This window comes from Pseudophaeobacter sp., assembly GCF_048267565.1.
Taxonomy (GTDB): Bacteria; Pseudomonadota; Alphaproteobacteria; order Rhodobacterales; family Rhodobacteraceae; genus Pseudophaeobacter; species Pseudophaeobacter profundi.
In genome coordinates this window covers 1,208,348-1,225,334 of record NZ_JBLWXG010000001.1, presented here as the reverse complement: position 1 = coordinate 1,225,334, position 16,987 = coordinate 1,208,348, and the positions used below count along the sequence as shown (strand labels likewise).

At 55.0% G+C, this 16,987-nt stretch carries 13 protein-coding genes; 6 read left to right on the top strand and 7 right to left on the bottom strand.

Annotated features, from left to right (window positions below; all coding sequences use genetic code 11):
• Positions 1–45 precede the first annotated feature (45 nt).
• The 3 genes from ACN0VH_RS05735 to ACN0VH_RS05725 form a co-directional block, all read right to left on the bottom strand.
• Positions 46–3,039, bottom strand: coding sequence for a TrlF family AAA-like ATPase (locus ACN0VH_RS05735; protein ID WP_417699860.1), 2,994 nt, complete (start codon positions 3,037–3,039; stop codon positions 46–48).
• Positions 3,040–3,227: 188 nt separating this feature from the next.
• The gene (locus tag ACN0VH_RS05730) at positions 3,228–3,800 is read right to left on the bottom strand and encodes a hypothetical protein (RefSeq protein ID WP_417699859.1); all 573 of its coding nucleotides are present in this window, start codon (positions 3,798–3,800) and stop codon (positions 3,228–3,230) included.
• Between the two features lie 145 nt (positions 3,801–3,945).
• Positions 3,946–4,605: an SOS response-associated peptidase gene (locus tag ACN0VH_RS05725; RefSeq protein WP_417699857.1), complete on the bottom strand. Its 660-nt coding sequence runs from the start codon at positions 4,603–4,605 to the stop codon at positions 3,946–3,948.
• Positions 4,606–5,101: 496 nt separating this feature from the next.
• On the opposite strand from ACN0VH_RS05725, the gene ACN0VH_RS05720 reads away from it, so the two are divergent.
• The 3 genes from ACN0VH_RS05720 to ACN0VH_RS05710 all read left to right on the top strand — a co-directional run bounded on the left by ACN0VH_RS05720 (position 5,102) and on the right by ACN0VH_RS05710 (position 8,770).
• Entirely contained in the window at positions 5,102–6,250 is a 1,149-nt protein-coding gene (locus tag ACN0VH_RS05720) for an SH3 domain-containing protein (RefSeq protein WP_417699856.1), read from the top strand.
• Positions 6,238–7,713, top strand: coding sequence for a hypothetical protein (locus tag ACN0VH_RS05715; protein ID WP_417699854.1), 1,476 nt, complete (start codon positions 6,238–6,240; stop codon positions 7,711–7,713). The genes ACN0VH_RS05720 and ACN0VH_RS05715 overlap by 13 nt, the downstream gene beginning before the upstream one ends.
• Positions 7,714–8,329: 616 nt before the next feature.
• Positions 8,330–8,770, top strand: coding sequence for a Rap1a/Tai family immunity protein (locus ACN0VH_RS05710; protein WP_417699852.1), 441 nt, complete (start codon positions 8,330–8,332; stop codon positions 8,768–8,770).
• 903 nt (positions 8,771–9,673) lie between these two features.
• Here ACN0VH_RS05710 and ACN0VH_RS05705 read toward each other — a convergent pair.
• A complete protein-coding gene (locus tag ACN0VH_RS05705; RefSeq protein ID WP_417699850.1) occupies positions 9,674–9,976 on the bottom strand; it encodes a DUF6476 family protein in 303 nt (100 codons plus the stop codon).
• Here ACN0VH_RS05705 and ACN0VH_RS05700 point away from each other — a divergent pair.
• Together ACN0VH_RS05700 and rpoH are read left to right on the top strand one after the other, a co-directional pair.
• Positions 9,975–11,012 carry an RluA family pseudouridine synthase gene (locus tag ACN0VH_RS05700; protein ID WP_278921161.1) on the top strand — a complete coding sequence of 346 codons (1,038 nt, stop codon included), beginning with the start codon at positions 9,975–9,977 and terminating at the stop codon, positions 11,010–11,012. The genes ACN0VH_RS05705 and ACN0VH_RS05700 overlap by 2 nt on opposite strands.
• Positions 11,013–11,164: 152 nt before the next feature.
• Positions 11,165–12,061, top strand: coding sequence for an RNA polymerase sigma factor RpoH (rpoH, locus tag ACN0VH_RS05695; RefSeq protein WP_278921160.1), 897 nt, complete (start codon positions 11,165–11,167; stop codon positions 12,059–12,061).
• 913 nt (positions 12,062–12,974) lie between these two features.
• Here the strand turns inward: rpoH and ACN0VH_RS05690 are convergent.
• The 3 genes from ACN0VH_RS05690 to ACN0VH_RS05680 form a co-directional block, all read right to left on the bottom strand.
• Complete coding sequence (locus tag ACN0VH_RS05690) at positions 12,975–14,795, bottom strand: M3 family oligoendopeptidase (RefSeq protein ID WP_278921159.1); 1,821 nt, start codon at positions 14,793–14,795, stop codon at positions 12,975–12,977.
• Positions 14,796–14,987: 192 nt separating this feature from the next.
• On the bottom strand, positions 14,988–15,953 hold the full coding sequence (locus ACN0VH_RS05685; protein ID WP_417699848.1) for an alpha/beta fold hydrolase: 966 nt from the start codon (positions 15,951–15,953) through the stop codon (positions 14,988–14,990).
• Complete coding sequence (locus ACN0VH_RS05680; protein ID WP_278921157.1) at positions 15,953–16,243, bottom strand: SCP2 sterol-binding domain-containing protein; 291 nt, start codon at positions 16,241–16,243, stop codon at positions 15,953–15,955. Before ACN0VH_RS05680 ends, ACN0VH_RS05685 begins: the two co-directional genes overlap by 1 nt.
• 129 nt (positions 16,244–16,372) lie before the next feature.
• Here ACN0VH_RS05680 and ACN0VH_RS05675 point away from each other — a divergent pair, with 129 nt between their 5' ends.
• Positions 16,373–16,942, top strand: coding sequence for a tetratricopeptide repeat protein (locus tag ACN0VH_RS05675; protein ID WP_417699846.1), 570 nt, complete (start codon positions 16,373–16,375; stop codon positions 16,940–16,942).
• The last annotated feature ends 45 nt before the right edge of the window (positions 16,943–16,987 follow it).

The following is a 16,987-nucleotide window of genomic DNA, read 5'->3' as shown; positions in this document are numbered from 1 at the left end:
CAAGGGTAAGCGGACATCTAAGTAGCCCTGCTGCATAGATGCTCTCTAGAGTTGATACTTTAGCCGTCGTTGTACGAAGGCTGGTTTTGACCCCTCAAGAACTTTTACGACATTGGCGTTAGTTCGAGCTTCCTCGATAGCCCCGCATTCGTAGGAGAACTTGTAGTTTTTATGCTTTTCGAGCCTCACATACATGATCTGTTCAGCATCAGCCCCAACAGCCAAGTTGGGGTTGTGTGTAACCAGAATGACCTGACGGTTTTTCTTTGCGTTACGGATGCACTTGGCGAGGACAGAGAATATACTGTCATTATCCAGATTGTCTTCAGCCTGGTCGATAATGAGAGGTGTGTTTTCCATGTCCAAATGGAGATAGAATACGAGGAGAAGAAGCCCCTTCTCGCCTGGAGATAGCTGGGTGAGGTTTTTGTCGCCAAGTCGTAATTCATACATAGTCTCGATGAAATCAAGTGAAAATAGGAAGTCACAGAAGTCCTTTTCCGTCTTGTTTTGCTTGATTTGCTTGGCAAAGTTGTGCTCTTCGACTTTCTGGAGGACCATCTCGCAAAAGCCATAGACAGACTCGAAATCCCCCCAGTCCACTTCAGAAACGAGATCTCGAAGCGCTTTTTCACCATCACCTTGGAATGGGCCTCGAACTGACTTACTGATAAACTCAAAAAATTTGTTGGAAAAGTTAGACGCAAGGACAAAGGACGCTTCAAGGCTGACGTGAAAATTGTCTTCCTCGAAGATTCTAAGTTTGTCCTCGACGCTTTGCTTGAGCTCCGTGTAAAAAGAAAGAACCAACTCTTTCGCTTCAAAGATGCTCTTCGATATTGCCTTTCGCTCGGCTTCTAGCGCGGCAATTTCTGTTTCGAGCTCTTGCTCGATATACTTGATCTGGTTTTCTGTATGATGGATCGTCTTTGGAGCGGGTTGCACCTCATCCCCAAGAAGAGAAGCCTTTTGCTTTTCAAGTTCAGTAATCTTGTGGCGATAGGACTGATATCTCTTACCTGGAGCGCTCAATTGCTCTCTCAAGAGGGACATATTCTGTTTCAATGCCTCGATCACCGCGCCAACATCGGGAATGCTGCCGTAATCTCTCGCTTCTCCAAACCCTTGTTCTTCTGGGAACTGAAGCTCGCTGTCTGCTGAGAGCGCAGCAATTTCTTCCTTGATCGCACCGTAAAGCAGGATGAGCGAGGAAGTGTCAAAGCTGACCGTGATGACTTCATCTGCATTGAGATCAAGTTCCATACAGAGGGCTGCAATACTCTTTTTTTCGCTTTGGACATAAACCCTAAGTTCAGTGATCTTGCTGGTTAGGCGCTTGATTTTTTCTGATCGTTCCTTCGCGCTTGCAAGTTGCCCAGTCAGCTCCTTCCTTCGCGCCTCAAGATCAATAAGAAATTTATTGTACTCTTCTATCTCCTTACTGATAGCTTGCTGTTCAGGACTTTCTTCTGAGGGCTTTTGGACTTCAACCGGTGTGGAAGCTTCGAGTGCCTTGAGCTCAGCTTTGAGTTTTTCAAGCTCCCTTTTCAGCGTGTCCTTGAATTCTGGCTGACTTCGGCTCTTCAAATCGTTTAGGCGATGGTGCAACTCCCGAAGCTTCTGTTTCAGGTCGCTAACCTTTTCTCGGCTTTCTTGGGTCTTGAGCTCTTCTAGTTCCTTAAAACTGCTCTGATTCAGACGGTCTGTCTCTTCGACATGCGAAAACACTACGTTTTCGATTTCGGTTTGAAACTGGCGAACTTCCTGAATTTCGTTGGTCAGTGTCTCAAAATAGTTTTGGGGGAGGTATTTGACTTTCTCGGGTTCGGTGAACCGAACGCCTTCACTGAGGCTCTTTGATACTGTGTTTCCGTCAGCCCAGGTAAGAGTAGCTTCAAAGTTTTCAGCGTACCCTCTCTGCTTGAATTTCACGTTCCCTCGAGAGTTCGCAAGGAATGAAAAGCTTTCCTCTGCTCGGGAATCTCCCAGAAGCCCGAGAATGTCCGCTAGGGCGCTTTTTCCACTCCCTTTGTTCCCAATTATTGCAGTTAGCTCAGGATTGAGCGGGACATCCACGTTTCTGAACCATGAGCCATTCTCGCCCCCGTAGGTTGGAATTTTCTGAATTTTGAGGTGATCAATGAATTTGGTTGCCTCTGAACTCCTGCGCTGAAGAACAGGAGGTTCGTCTCCGATGAACACCCGAGCTTCCGGCTCAAAAAGCGTTTGCTTGAGACCTTCAAAGCTGGGGTTAGCTTTAACCCAAGTTGCCTCATAGCCGGTGACATCACCGCTGAGGCGATCCAAGTCATTGAAGCTGTGAGCATCGCTGGCATCAAAAACAGGCTTCTTCTTTGCCTCGCCTTCCTTGTACCGCTCTGTATCCAGAAAATACTCGGTGCTATCACTTCCACCAAAGAAGCCATGCGCCGCCTTGTCAATCTCTTCAGCAATACTGATTTTCCGCGGTGAACCCGTATCTTGCGACTTCATCCCATCATTCTTTGCCGGAAATATCAAAAGGTAGGGCTGCGCTTCACCAAACGTCTTTGTGAGTGTGTCTCGAATACCTTTTAGGCTCACTGTAGCTTGGTCGTAGTTTCCCTTGGTAGCGAGATCTGCACAGGAAACTCCAACGCCGTGTGTATCGGTAAGGTGAGTTGTGAGGTTTTGCAGAAATGTCGTGATTTTTTCCTGAGGGCAAACCTCCGGGTTATTGTCAAAAACGACGTGCATGTCCGGGCTATTGCCTTCCTTCCCGATAGCATCAGAAAGCCGGAGTTCAATATTCGGAAAGAACACCTTTTTACCTTCGGGAAAGCGTTTGCGGTACTTTTCGACTGCAACGAAATAGTTGTTGCAGCTAAAATAGTCGGTAAGGCCAAATACCTGAACATCCGAGGCTTCAAGAGCATCTAAATAGACATCCCAGGCATCACCGTCCTTGGTTTTGTAATCATTTGCCAGCTTGGTATCAGGCGTATGGAGATGAAGATCCCAACGTCGCCAGAGCGAACCTCGCTTGGAAATAGTCGTCATATTCTACCTACCTAAAAATACTGCCCGCCTAAAGCTCATTCAACCTATCCGATAAGCCGCTGGATGAAAACCGGCTTTGCTTTTATTGTACAGATGGAAATGATGCGTGATGCATGAGCTGTGGGAAATCGAATGCTGCACCGCAACGTGAGCCAACTCAATGAAGGTCAACCAGAGCTGCCGGGCCGTTAGATCCCTCGGATGAACTCCTCCCATCCGTCAGCCAAGGCTTTGTCGACTGCTTGTGTAATTCCCTCTTTCCGATTTTTTCGCAGCGAGTCCCTCGAGAACCCATCATATCCGATATGTTCGTCGGCACCGGCAGCGAGCAGTTCGCACCATTCCCACATGGACGAAACGCTTCTCTCCAGGTCTGGTCGTGTCAGAGACCAGCCTGTTTGCTGACCGTGAAGTATCTTGTTCCTGTGCCTATATGCTGCGCTCGTATCCCGTTTCAGGTCGCGGTAACGGTCTCCGATCATGTCCTTCACTGAGTGATTTGAAAGACGATAGATCGCCCCGATGAATCTGTCGTGGTTGCCGGTCGCCTTTCGAAGGATCGCTGTTCGAATGGCCGCCTTGTGATCACTGACACCTTCTTCGAAAGCCGAGTGTTGGAACAATAAATTCGAAGTCAGCCTCCTTAGTTGTTTCTCCAGCTTCACCCATGAGATCGCGAAAGCGTCCACCGCTCGGGTTTCAGCATCAGACTTTAGCAACAAATCTACCGTGGTAAATTCGAGTGAAACTGTGTTCTTCATATTCGAGTTCCGTTTCCAGTTCAGTTACTTGCAATGATGTTTACATCCATTGATCTGCGTGTCGACAATCTAAAGTCTGCTCTGAGGATGCTGTGCCGCAGTGACCTACTTTACAGGCAAAGTCCGCTATGGGCCGTATTCGCCCTCATCGGTGTGCTGGCAGGATCAAGTCTGGTCCTTCGTCACGCACTGCGAAGCGCTCAACAGGATAGTATTTCACAAGCGTATCTTTTCCCAATCCGGCCACGTCATCGCTGCCACTCAACCATTGGCTGCGTTCTTCAAGGTTGAGCATTACCGGCATACGAGGGTGAAGGCCTGAAAGTCCTTCATTGGCTTCTCGGGTCATAATGGTGCAAGTCAAGACGTCTTGCCAACGAGAGGCCAGGCCCGCGAACCACAGTGTGCTCTCGTTGCCGCCAGACATGATCACATGCGGCTGCTTGTTGGCTTTCTCGCCAGTCCATTCATAGTACCCCCCTGCTGGAATCAGGCAACGTCCGTGACGCCACACAGCGCGAAATGTTGGCTTGTGTTGCGCGGTCTCAATACGGGCATTAAATGTGGTTGCCTTCCAGTCTTTCAGATCCCCGCGATGCCAGGATGGAACAAACCACCACCTGGCGGTTAGGGCCTCCAACGGTTCTTTCGCAAGAATTAGGACGTCCTGCGTAGGCGCGACGTTGTAGCGTCGCGGGGCACGAGGGGGGATTATAACTGGGCGGTGGGGGAAGGGATTGATCTTGGTTTCCGAATGCTCCTGATCAGTCCCGATCAACTCTGGTTCGATAAAGCGGCCACACATGAAACCCTCACTATGTTAGACATCCAATAGATGTACTACATATCATAATCATGGCGCGAATTTCCGCTCAGGGCCGTTCTCGTCGATGAGGCCGACCTGGACAAAGGACGGGGATCTAGCTTTGGTCGGACCAGCGGCGGATGTCGGCACAGCGCAGAAAGCTCCAATTGGGAAGGTCGAAGGCGCTCGGCGCGATTATCGGCCGAGCCGTGCCATACTTGCCATACACACGAAGCGCACCGGATAACATATCCCCCAACCGGTGGTGTTAAAAACGCTCTCACTGCGAGTGCAGGCGCACAGTAGTCTTCCTCTCTGACATCAAGTTGTTGCAACCGTCATTGATTGGGCGTGCATTCTGACACCAAGAACCTTCAGGACGCCTTGTGCGTTTCAAAGCCATTGCATCCAATGCTAAAAATCTTACGCTGATCTTTGCAGTACGTGGTTCCATAGTCTGGATTTAGCGCGTTCTGTGGATGAAAGTGATTCTTGAGTGCGTTATTTGGAGGTAGAAAAATTGCTGCTCGACAACAATGAAACGCGTACCCGCCTGAGGGAATTCGTGTTTTTTAGCAAGGTTCCCGTTTTACTGTTTACGCTCGTTCTTTCTTTAGGGTGCTTTTCAATGGTGCGCGCCCAAGAGCTGGGAAAAACTGCGCAAGTCGTGACTGAACAATTGAATCTCCGCAGTGGGCCGAGCACATCCAACCCCGTAATTCATAAGATGCATCAGGGGACACTGGTAAAAATCTTGGCACGCCGGGACGGTTGGGCCAGGCTTTCACTGGCTGACAACCCATCGGTCACCGGTTGGGCAAGTGCCCGTTACCTCGAGGCGTCTTCCGCGACATTTTCCTCGGGCGCAAATGACTATTTCGCGGAGTTCATTACGCGCTATGGCACCCCGAGGGAGCAGGGCTACCTCCCAGAGCTTGATACCCACTTTGCCTTTTTCTGCGCCAATGGGTTCGGCCTTGCGCTCTTTCGCGAGACGGACGAAGGGGGTGTCGGCTGGACGTCGGACGATTGGTGCGTTCGCGATGTGCTCGCGAAAGACATCGACGGTGACGGCCAGTACGAAATTGTCTATTTTTCCGGCGGAGGAGGCACCGGTTCCTTCGGCATAAAAGAGCGCCATCTCTATTGGCCACCCGGTGTTGCGGAGCCGGCGCGCGGTTACGACTACTTAACCTTGTCGCAAAGTCAGGGAATGGTCCCTGATGAGGACGTCGGAGCCCAATGGGAAGAACATCGCGAAATGCGGTATAGGCAGAAATGCCGCGATAGCGTCTATACGCCGGATTGGCCTGCCGATGCTCTTTCGCGCCCGGTGGTGATCTGTGAGCTCACTGAGCAAAAAACGATTGAGCTGATAGCCTATGGTGGAGGCGGCAACCTCGACGGCAACGCAAACATCGAAGAGTTTGTCAAAGTAAATGCAGCGCGGGGGTTTGAGCTCGTGGGCGCAGGAACGCCCGATGTCCTAAAAGCGCTGTCCCGAGAGCACCTTGAGCGCGCATCTACAGCTCAAGGCGAGGCTCTAGAGAACTTGTCCTTGCAGAGCCTTGACGCTGTGGACACCGGCGTGAGGCAGGAGCTGAGTAAAGAGCGCCAGGCGATGATCGCGGAGTGGCTGAAGTGATCAGGATTCTGGCCGCCGCTCTTTTCCTCATCCTTTCGAGCCCCGCTTTCTCCGCAGCCGTCGTGGAGGAAGCGATTGATGGCAACGCCCGCCTGGATGGCGATCGGGTCTCTACCGAGGGCGCTACGCTCAGTTTCGATTGGAAGGCCGAGATCCGACTTGGGCTTCTCATGGGAGAGCCTGTGGTTTCTGTGCGTTTTATTTGGGCCGATCCGATCGGAATAGTGACCCTACCGCAATTGACGCCAAGCGGGCGGTCCTATCGTCCCGTGCATTTGACGCAGCTCCCGGTGGATCTACGCCAACACCCGCGGCTGCTCAATGTGAAACTTAGAATGACGTTCAGCGACGGGGTAAGCCTGCTTGATCACGTTGCCGATGTGGGAGTGACCGGGCCTCCCGGCCAATGGTCGTTTAACGTGCCGGGCAGTCCGGATTGGGAGCGGCTTTTTCGGGTTCACGGCCAGGATGCTTTTGTTTCAGAAAACACTGCAAAAACAGCGGTCCAAAATGGGTTGAGTCTGGTTTCTGTCGTGTTAGAGGACGCGACGATCAGCCTATATCACTTGCACGAAGACTATGTCCGGCTCTACGGCGCACGCGAGGAGTATCGCGTGCTAGGGACTGCCTACAAGCGTGTGCTTGATGGTCTGCAGCGGAGCTACGGCGTCGATGCGAGCGGAATCTCTGGTGGCTGGACGGACGCCTATTTTGTGGCCGAGAACTCCGGGTTGATCGATAGTCCCAAAGTGTGGGAAGAGCGAGTACGCAAACTTGAACAGGTTTTGATAAAGCTATCCAGTTTGCCCGAAGAGCTTCGCGCGGGTGAAAATCACGGCCCCTATGAACAGGCTGTCGCTGATGCCGATTTGATCCAGAGGGCGGCAGGGCCGGCAGTGCGCGGCTACCGAGCCGAGGGTACAAATCCGGACAGCCAACCGCAGGGACGCGAGCCCATGTTCGATGGCGCATACAGGCTGGCTCTACTGCGAGGCGAGCATTGGATTGTTGACAGTGACAGCGGCGACGCGATCCGAATGCTCTCGACGGATTCCGAAATCCTTGTTGCCGGTCTGATACTGCACCGGGAGTCCTTGTCGAACACACCTTGCCGCGGTGGCAACATCGCGCTTGCGCTGCATGATCCCGTTTCGGAAGCCGAAGTATCCCGTCTGGACATTTCATGTTTTCTGGAAGGGCGCACCGCTTCGGTCAAAGAGGTGGCGGCACCAGACCAGATCTACCCGCGCATAGTGCTGACACTTCCTACACGGGAACCACGTAAATTTACCAAGACGGTTACCTGTCGACATTGCGGTCGCAGTTCCACCAGGACCGGGAAACTGACCGAATACTATCACGCCGATGTCACGGTTGGGCCGGATCTCAGCGTTACCATGGGGCAAGAGATCTCTGATGTTCCTGGGCGCATTTGCCCAGCCCTCGTGTTTTGTCGAAACTAGGATGCTTTGGATCATTCGGGCAGGTGCTCTGACGGTCGGGTCTGCGGTGCTTTGTCATTCGCAAAGCCAGCAATCCCAAGCTAAAGGCAGAGGCAGAGGCACTCGAAATCTCGCATCGCGCCTCATAGCATGAAGTTTGGCGGCTGCCTTTCCGCAGGAAGCGCCACGATTCTGCTAATGGTGCTTTCTGCGCTTCGCTGACCTTGGTGCGAGCGCAGAAGGCGACCTGGTCATCTAAGCGGTTCTGAAGGTACGGTTTCGGGATATCTGGGAGGTTCTTTTGTGCGTGCAACAGAGCCTTCGCTGCACCACGCATGAATGTCGTGATAGGGCTGACAGCAGCCAACCACCGCCCTTGAAGGTTCGCGCGACCATCGCGACGCATGGGCAACGGCAGCTCAGCGCAGATTGCGACCTTTGCAAACTCTTTGAATAGACACGATCTAACGTAGCTCTTCGCTACGGTGCCGTCCGCAGTAGCTGACGTTCGCCGCAAACGCCCACATTCCGCCCTTAGCCCCCACCGGCAGAGATCTACAGACTAAGAAAAGACGAAACCCGATCTATTCGGCATTCGACAGTTTATGTTAGATTCTAAGTAAATCAACACTAGGGTATGATTCCGGTGCTCAAGGCCGCGTTTGAGCGAGAGCATAGGCATTGTGACGAAAGGAAAAATGTGCGTCCTATCCAAATGATCGCAATCGGGTTGCTTGCTGCTTCACCGTCGATGAGTGCCGCGCTTTCCACTGGAGAGGCCTACAACGCTTGCCAGTTAGCGGCCGCACAGAATTGGGAAAGAGGTAGCTCTTCGCTTTGTTTGGGTTTGATTATAGGTGTAAGCGGAATGGCAATGATGAATTGTCAAACGGCAAGGTCTGGGGCTGCACCTTCCGATATCTTGTCAGCGGAAGGTGGGCACTCTTACGCTGCAACCACACAAGCCTTTTTAAACTGGGCTCGGGATAACCCGCAAAATTGGGAGTGGCCCGCCGCAAACGGTGTCGCGGTCGCGCTAAGCAGAACATTTCCTTGCAAAGCAATAGTATCCCCATGAATGGTATCTTGGGAATGGGCGCCTAGATGTAGTTCTCAAACAGATGACCAATCGGCGTGAAAGTTCCTCGCCATTTGGGGTTTAGATGTCGAAGGAAATTTAATGGTCGCAGTACTCCGCAGCATCGGTTGGGCTGGTATCGCCCTGAGCGGTTTCAACGCATGCATAAAACTGTTCGCAGATGAGCACACACTAAGACAGTTGGCCGGAAGCAGCCGTGACTTGGATCTCAACATCTCCGTAGTAGCCTTCTGCCTCATATTTCTGGCACTAGCCGCGATCCTTGAAGAAGTACGCAAGTAGTATTCGAAAGGCGATCTATGCCGCTAGGTGTTTAATCGCCTGCTATTTGCTATCGGCCATATGGAAAGCAGCCTTAACCGTTGGCCATACCTTTCGCATCAAGGTCATTAGTCCATCGCGCGGCGAATGTCGAGTTTGGGCTGGGAGCTTCCGGACAGGACAGATTAGAATGGCTGACAGCTCCAAGGGCGCGCCCTCTCTGCGGGTCTGGGCGACATGGGCAGAAAAGTTGGGGCATGGGCGATTTTGAAGTCGCCCATAGCCGTGATTATTACTCCAAATCAGGTATGCTTAATCTCCAAACATCATTGAAAATAAATGGAAATCATTTGATTGTGGATCAGGAGGTCCCCCGTTCGAGCCGGGGAGGTGGTACCACCCCCCCATCCTTGTTGTAATTGCAGACGGATGCCCGGCTAGGTGGGTGCATGGCCAGGTTCGCTGTCAGGCCGACTGGCAATAGGGCAGACCGGCCAGAGACAGGTTTTCACCCAGCCTCAATCTGCCCGCATGGACCCATTTTGTGGGGCCTCGCCTGTTGGCTGGGAGCGTCGCATGGCGCAGTTTTCGCCCTTGGGACGGGTCGGCAGCCTGTCGTGATTATTTGATGCTGATTTCCTGACGCACCGCATGGCTCTGCGGATCCAGAATCAAGATCTGATTCTGTGTCGTTACCACCGCGATCCAGCCGCTGCCAAAGGTGACCGCCTGCGCTGTTACGCCTGCGGGCAGGGTGATCTCGCTTGGCAAGCTGGGGCCATCGGCAGACAAGCGGATGACAAGCAGTCCAATTACCACTACAAGCCCGCCAATCATCACCACGGTCAGGGTGGTCACCAGTCGACGCAGAAATCTGAGCTGCGCAGGCTCCTCTTGAATTTCAGGCTTGGAAGGATCAGTCATGGGCAGCCGCCAGATTGAGTTTGTCATTGCGGAAAACCCGCCTAAACGGCTTGATAAAGCGGTTTCACGGGATGTGCCAGAGGAAGCGACGCTTTCGCGGACCCGGTTGGCGCGCCTGATAGAGGCTGGCAGTGTGCAAATCGACGGTGTGGTGGTGCAGGATGCCAAGGCCCGCGTCGATGAGGGCGCGCAGGTCATCATCACGGTGGAAGAGGCTGAGGAAAGCCATATCGGCCCGGAAGACATCGCGCTGGATGTGATTTTTGAAGACGATGATCTGATCGTGATCAACAAACCTGCGGGCATGGTGGTGCATCCTGCCCCCGGAACGCCGTCGGGGACCTTGGTCAATGCGCTGTTGCATCACTGTGGGGACAAGCTGTCCGGTGTCGGCGGTGTCAAACGCCCCGGAATCGTGCACCGTATTGATAAAGAGACCTCTGGCCTCTTGGTGGTGGCCAAAACCGATGTGGCGCATCAGGGGCTGGCGGCACAGTTTGAAAAGCATACGGTCGAACGCTATTACCGGGCCATCTGTTATGGGGTGCCGGATGCCAATGATCCGCGGCTGCGCGGGGTCAAGGGCACCAGTTTTGAACCCGGCAACATCTTGAAGCTGACAACGCAGCTGGCACGTCATAAATTTGACCGCCAGCGTCAGGCAGTGCTGTTTCAGGGCGGACGCCACGCGGTGACACGGGCGCGCATTGTGCAGCCCTTTGGCTCGCCGCCCGTGGCAGCCTTGATCGAGTGCTGGCTGGAAACCGGGCGCACCCATCAGATCCGCGTGCATATGACCCATGCCGGCCACAGCCTGGTGGGCGACCCGACCTATGGCGGCAAACGCAAGCTGGCAGCAAAATCGCTGACGCCTGCCGCCATTGCAGCAGTGCAGGGATTTCCCCGTCAGGCGCTGCATGCGGCGGTGCTGGGGTTTGTCCACCCTGTCAGCGGTGCGGCGCTGCGATTTGAGGCCCCGTTGCCCGATGACATGGCAGGCTTGATTGATGCTCTTTCCCAACCTGTTGAAAACTAATAACTAGTTTTGCAACTATCTGTGATATGCGTCACAGATAGTTGCGCCAGCACGGTCTATGGTGTTTCATGTTAGCGCCCCCTTGAAAGGGTGCAAACGCTGACCCATATAACCTAATGTTAAATCCATAAACATCCTGGGAGCGACCGTTAATGGCTAATTATGCAAATCTGCCCGCGCCAACACCTGAAGGCGGTCTCAACCGCTATATGCAAGAAATTCGCAAATTCCCGCTTCTGGAGCCGGAAGAAGAATACATGCTGGCCAAGGCCTGGGTGGAGAAGGAAGATTCCAGTGCTGCGCATCGGATGGTGACCTCGCACCTGCGTCTGGCCGCCAAGATCGCTATGGGATACCGAGGCTATGGCCTGCCACAGGCCGAGGTGATCTCGGAAGCCAATGTTGGCCTGATGCAGGCGGTAAAGCGGTTTGATCCCGAAAAAGGCTTTCGTCTTGCGACCTATGCGATGTGGTGGATCCGTGCCTCGATCCAGGAATATGTGCTGCGCTCCTGGTCGATGGTGAAACTTGGCACCACCTCGGCGCAGAAAAAGCTGTTCTTCAACCTGCGCAAGGCCAAGGCCCGTATCGGCGCGCTGGAAGAGGGTGACCTGCGGCCTGAAAATGTTAAGCGGATCGCCCATGATCTCGGCGTGACCGAGGACGAGGTGGTTTCGATGAACCGCCGGATGTCCGGTGGTGATGCCTCGCTGAATGCCACGGTTGGCAGCGAAGGCGAAGGCACCATGCAGTGGCAGGATTGGCTGGAAGATGAAGATGCCGACCAGGCTGGCGATTACGAGGCCCGCGATGAGCTGGAAGCCCGCCGCGCCCTCTTGGGTGATGCGCTTGAGGTGCTGAATGACCGCGAGAAGGATATTCTCACCCAGCGGCGTCTGGCGGAAAAGGTGCAGACTCTGGAGGAGTTGAGCGCGCAGTATGGCGTCAGCCGCGAGCGTATCCGGCAGATTGAGGTCCGTGCATTTGAAAAGCTGCAAAAGAAGATGCGTGAAATGGCTGCGGCCAAGGGGATGTTGGCACTGCAATAAGGGCGCGACCTTCTTTCCATGTGGATGATCAGCAAAGGCGGGGCCAGATGGCTCCGCCTTTTGTTGTTTGGGATGGCTAAGGCGCGCAGAAATGGCTGGCCTGCAGAAATGGCTGGCCTAGGGGGGGCTGGCTGGTGCTGGCAAGAAGAGGGCTGGGAAGCGCCTAGGCTGGCCGAGAGGGCGGGCGTGGCGGCATCTGGCTTATCTTTTCTGGTTGTCCCGTCGCTGGCCAATATGGCGGGCTGCGACGCCGTTCATGGGGCTGGGGCCTGTCTTGCTGGCTGGCCTCTGTGAAGGCTGGCATGCGGGATGGGGCGTCTTGCTGGCGGCTGCCTGTCGCCACAGGCGGTATTGTGGTCAGCTGAGCAAAATTCGAACGATCAGGCCGAACGATCAGGATTGGCTGGCTGGCTTGGTTCGATAGGGGGCTGGCTGGGCTGGCTGTCTGGCGGGTCCCGTATCGGGACTGGCTGGAGTAGCTTGCTGCGGGCTGCCTGTGAACTGGCGTGCTGCAAATCCTGCCCTCTTTCTAGAATGTATATCGTGGTGCGTCAATATTGTTTTCAGAAAAGATCGTGCAAAATCAAGTAGTTGACTTTTATTGTCGGGTATTTCCTCTAGGGTGAAGCGACAGGGAAACCGTGCCGTGCATGCGTGGTCTTGAGGTTTGATTTCGTTCATAAAATTGCGTCGGTCGTTGATGGCGCTGCAAGAGGGGCACGCTCTGCGGTCAAATAATCCATCCGCATGGCCAGCCGGGGGCACAAAAAAAGATGGCGTGAAAATTCACGCCATCTTCCGGGGGCAAAGGCCTGTGCGACAGGGCTGGAAAACAGAACTTGATCGGGTTGCACGTCTAGGTGGCGGACAAGATCAAATACGTCTGAGCCGGTCGGGCGCAGGAGGAAGGACGTCAGTCCTCCATGGCTTCCAGTTCGTCGATCATGTCGGAAATCATCGATAGCCCCTTGTCCCAGAATTTGGGGTCCGAGGCATCAAGACCAAAGGGCGCAAGCAGTTCTTTGTGGTGTTTGGACCCACCCGCCTTGAGCATGTCGAAATACTTGTCCTCAAATCCTTCTTCGCCCTCGGCGTAGACGGAATAGAGCGCATTTACCAACCCGTCGCCAAAGGCATAGGCGTAGACATAGAAGGGCGAATGGACAAAATGCGGGATATAGACCCAGAAGGTTTCATAGCCTTCCATGAAGTCAAAGGCGTCGCCCAGGGATTCGGCCTGCACCGACATCCACAGCGCATTGATGTCATCGGGGGTCAGCTCGCCTTGGGCGCGGGCCGCATGCAGTTTGCATTCAAAATCGTAGAACGCGATCTGGCGTACCACGGTGTTGATCATATCCTCGACCTTGCCTGCCAGCAGGATCCTGCGCTGTTCTTTGGTTTCAGCCTTTTCCAGCATCTTGCGGAAGGTTAGCATTTCACCAAAGACGCTTGCGGTTTCGGCCAGGGTCAGCGGGGTGGAGGACAGCATTTCACCCTGATCAGCGGCCAGAACCTGATGCACCCCATGGCCCAGCTCATGCGCCAGGGTCATCACGTCGCGCGGTTTGCCAAGGTAGTTCAGCATCACATAGGGGTGCACGTCGGTGACGGTGGGATGGGCAAAGGCGCCGGGGGCTTTGCCGGGTTTGACAGCCGCATCAATCCAGCCCTTGGAAAAGAACGGCGCGGCGATTTCCCCCATGCGCGGATCAAAGGCCTCATAGGCCTCCATCACGGTTTTTTCGGCCTGCGCCCAGTCCACCACGCGGCTGTCTTCCATCGGCAGGGGCGCGTTGCGATCCCAGACCTGCATGCGCTCCAGCCCCAGCCATTTGCGTTTCAGGTCATAATAGCGATGGCTGAGCTTGGGGTAGGCGGCGACCACGGCTTCGCGCAGGGCCTCGACCACTTCGGGTTCGACATGGTTTGACAGGTGACGCCCAGTCTGTGGTGTTGGCATGCCACGCCAGCGATCGACCACCTCTTTTTCCTTTGCCTGGGTATTATGGACCCGGGCAAAGGTCTTGATGTTGTCCTGAAACACCTCTGCCAATGCGCGCGAGGCGGCTTCGCGCTTGCTGCGATCCTGTTCGGTCAGCAGGTTGAGGGTGCCTTCGATGTTCAGCTCTTGGCCGTCGATGGTAAAGGTGAGCCCGGCAATGGTTTCGTCAAACAGACGCTCCCAGGCGTCGCCAACAACCCCCAGATCATGCAGGAATTTTTCCAGCTCGTCTGACAGCTGATAGGGTTTCATGGCGCGGATGCGATCAAACACGGGTTTGTAGCGGGCAAGATCGGCATTGGCGGCAAAATGCGCCTCAAGCGCGGTGTCTTCAATGCGGTTGATTTCCAGCGTGAAAAACACCAGCGGTGTGGTGAAGACGGTGATCTTTTCCTGCATGTCGGACATGAACTTGGCGCGATCAGCATCGGTGGTCAGCTGATAATAGCGCAGGCCCGCATAGGACATGATGCGCCCGGCAATGGCATTGATCTTTTCATTGCGCAGCACACAGGCCAGCAGGCCATCGGCATCCAGCCCGGCCAGATTGCCCTCGTAATCGGCGGCAAAGGCGCTGCATTCCTGCTCCAACCAGTCCAGATCGCGGCGCAGCTCGGGCGCGTCCTCTGCTGCGTAAAGGTCGGTCAGATCCCATTCGGGCAGGTTGCCCAGCTCATCAGAGCCAGAGCTGGCATTGGCATCACGGACGGGGAAGGGGAGTGGCAACATGGGGCCTCCTTGGCGGGCATGTTTGTTTCAGCGTTGCACAACATCTAAGCCCGGCATGGCCGGATCACAAGCAAAGCCCCGCGCCGAAATTCGGGGCGGGGCGGAATTTATGCGCAGCAATTGGTGCAGGTTTGGCCTGACGTCATTTTACCCGCGCTTTGGCATATTGGCCGCAGCACGCGTCGGGATCGGCTAGCGGTATTGATCAAACAGCCGGGTCATCTTGTCAAAGGCTCGGGCGCGAATCTCTGGGGCTTCCATCACGATTTCATGCTGGGCTGGGTCAATCAGATCCAGCTCGCCGCCGGGCCAGCGGGCCATGCGGTCCTGCACGGCGGCGCTGTTGACGATCTGCTCCTGCCTGCCAAGAAATGTAATGCAGGGCAGTGGCGGCGAGGGGCTGTTCGCGAGGGATTCGCATTCTTTCAACCCCTGGGTCAGCCAATTGATCGTTGGCCCACCCAACACCAGTGCGGGCTGCTCGCGCAGCTGGTCAATCATTAGCTGATACATCGCCGGATCATTGGTCAGGGTATTGTTCTTGAAGGGGGCCGTTTCCACATAGTGGCCGACGGTGGTGGTCGGCACCCGCTTGCCCCCAAGGCCCAGACCGGGGGCAAGGCTGCCCAGGAGGCGTGCAATGGGTTTTAGAGCCGGCGGAATCAGGATCCCCCACATGGGGGCGGAAAAGGCGCAGGCCCTGACGGGTAGCCCTTCCATCAGGGCGCGTAGACCAATGGCGCCCCCCATCGAATGGCCAAGCAGGAACCAAGGCTCAGGCAGGTGCAGCTGTTTGGCCAGTTTGACCGTCGCGGCGACATCTTTTTGGAAATCATCAAAGTCGTCGACATGGCCCAGGCGACTGTCCGGCAACATGCGATCCGCCAGGCCCTGGCCGCGCCAGTCAATAGCCAGTGTCGCGTAGCCGCGCGCGCCAAATTCGAGAGCGGCGGGGCCGTATTTTTCAATATATTCAGTACGACCGGGAAAGATCAGCACGGTGCCTTTGGCGGCGGTGTCCTCGGGGGGCAGCCAGTGGCCAACCCGGATGCGGATCCCGTCCTCTGTGGTTGCCCAATGGGCCTGCCCTGTGTCGGGCCCCTGCGCGATCTCGGCAAAATAGGGCGCTGGGGTCAGGTCCATCAGGCTCTTGTCCATCAGGCCAGCGCCGACGCCAGTTGCATCGCGGTGCCCATGTCGCCGTCAATGGTCAGTTTGCCGGACATAAAGGCGCTGGTGGGGTTCATTTCGCCAGACAGAATATCCTGAAAGGTTTCGGCATCCGCCGAGAGGGTCACATCGGCTTCGTCATCGCTGACGCGGGCGCCGGTGCTGTCCAGGACAATGGCCCCCATGCCTTCGATCTGGAATTTTGCCGAGGCCGAGAAATCGCTTCCGGCCAATTTTTCGTTCATGGCGGCAGCGGCCTGTTCGAGTGTTTCGCTCATTGTTACGTCCTTTGATCATCGGTGCGCCGGGTGGCACCAAAACTGAAATTTGGCGCTTTGCGCAATTTTACGTGACGCAGCGATTTCCAGTACTGGAAAATATGTTGCGCAGGGTTACACTGAGCCATCATGATCGCAAATCACCTGAACCTCAAAGCTATCGTGGCGGCAACGCTGTTTACAGTCACTATTTCGCTACCCTTGGCAATATCGGCGGACGAAAAATCCGACGAATCTGCGCTCTTGGCTGCGCTGGTTTCTGCCGATGCCAAGGCGGCCTCGGCGCTCGACCGCGAGTTGCAGGCCCTGTGGCGCAACAGCGGATCGGCAGCGATGGACCTATTGCAATCGCGGGCCAATCGCGCGCTGGAGGCAGGCGATGTTGCTGCTGCCATTGAACATCTGACGGCGCTGACCGATCACGCGCCGGATTTTGCGCGGGGCTGGTATCTGCGGGCGCGGGCCTATCATGTGGCCGGGCTCTATGGTCCTGCGGTTGCCGATCTGGAACGCGCCCTGGCACTGAATCCAAATGATTACAATGCAATCTATGCACTGGGCACCGTGTTTGAGCAGTTTCGCAGGCCCCAGCGCGCCCATGCGGCCTATTTACGGGCCAAGGCTATACATCCCCATCATGAGGAAGTACTCAACGCGCTGGAACGTCTGCAGCCCCAGGTGGCAGGCAAGGATCTTTAGCCGACCTGGTCCCCGAAGTGTCACAATTGACCTGTAGGGGAGGGG

Bases quoted from the DNA above. Each gene is read 5' to 3' on its own strand.
- ACN0VH_RS05735 (WP_417699860.1), bottom strand. From the start codon at position 3,039: ATGACGACTATTTCCAAGCGAGGTTCGCTCTGGCGACGTTGGGATCTT.
- ACN0VH_RS05730 (WP_417699859.1), bottom strand. From the start codon at position 3,800: ATGAAGAACACAGTTTCACTCGAATTTACCACGGTAGATTTGTTGCTA.
- ACN0VH_RS05725 (WP_417699857.1), bottom strand. From the start codon at position 4,605: ATGTGTGGCCGCTTTATCGAACCAGAGTTGATCGGGACTGATCAGGAG.
- ACN0VH_RS05710 (WP_417699852.1), top strand. From the start codon at position 8,330: ATGATTCCGGTGCTCAAGGCCGCGTTTGAGCGAGAGCATAGGCATTGT.
- ACN0VH_RS05700 (WP_278921161.1), top strand. From the start codon at position 9,975: ATGGGCAGCCGCCAGATTGAGTTTGTCATTGCGGAAAACCCGCCTAAA.
- ACN0VH_RS05705 (WP_417699850.1), bottom strand. From the start codon at position 9,976: ATGACTGATCCTTCCAAGCCTGAAATTCAAGAGGAGCCTGCGCAGCTC.
- rpoH (WP_278921160.1), top strand. From the start codon at position 11,165: ATGGCTAATTATGCAAATCTGCCCGCGCCAACACCTGAAGGCGGTCTC.
- ACN0VH_RS05690 (WP_278921159.1), bottom strand. From the start codon at position 14,795: ATGTTGCCACTCCCCTTCCCCGTCCGTGATGCCAATGCCAGCTCTGGC.
- ACN0VH_RS05685 (WP_417699848.1), bottom strand. From the start codon at position 15,953: ATGGACAAGAGCCTGATGGACCTGACCCCAGCGCCCTATTTTGCCGAG.
- ACN0VH_RS05680 (WP_278921157.1), bottom strand. From the start codon at position 16,243: ATGAGCGAAACACTCGAACAGGCCGCTGCCGCCATGAACGAAAAATTG.
- ACN0VH_RS05675 (WP_417699846.1), top strand. From the start codon at position 16,373: ATGATCGCAAATCACCTGAACCTCAAAGCTATCGTGGCGGCAACGCTG.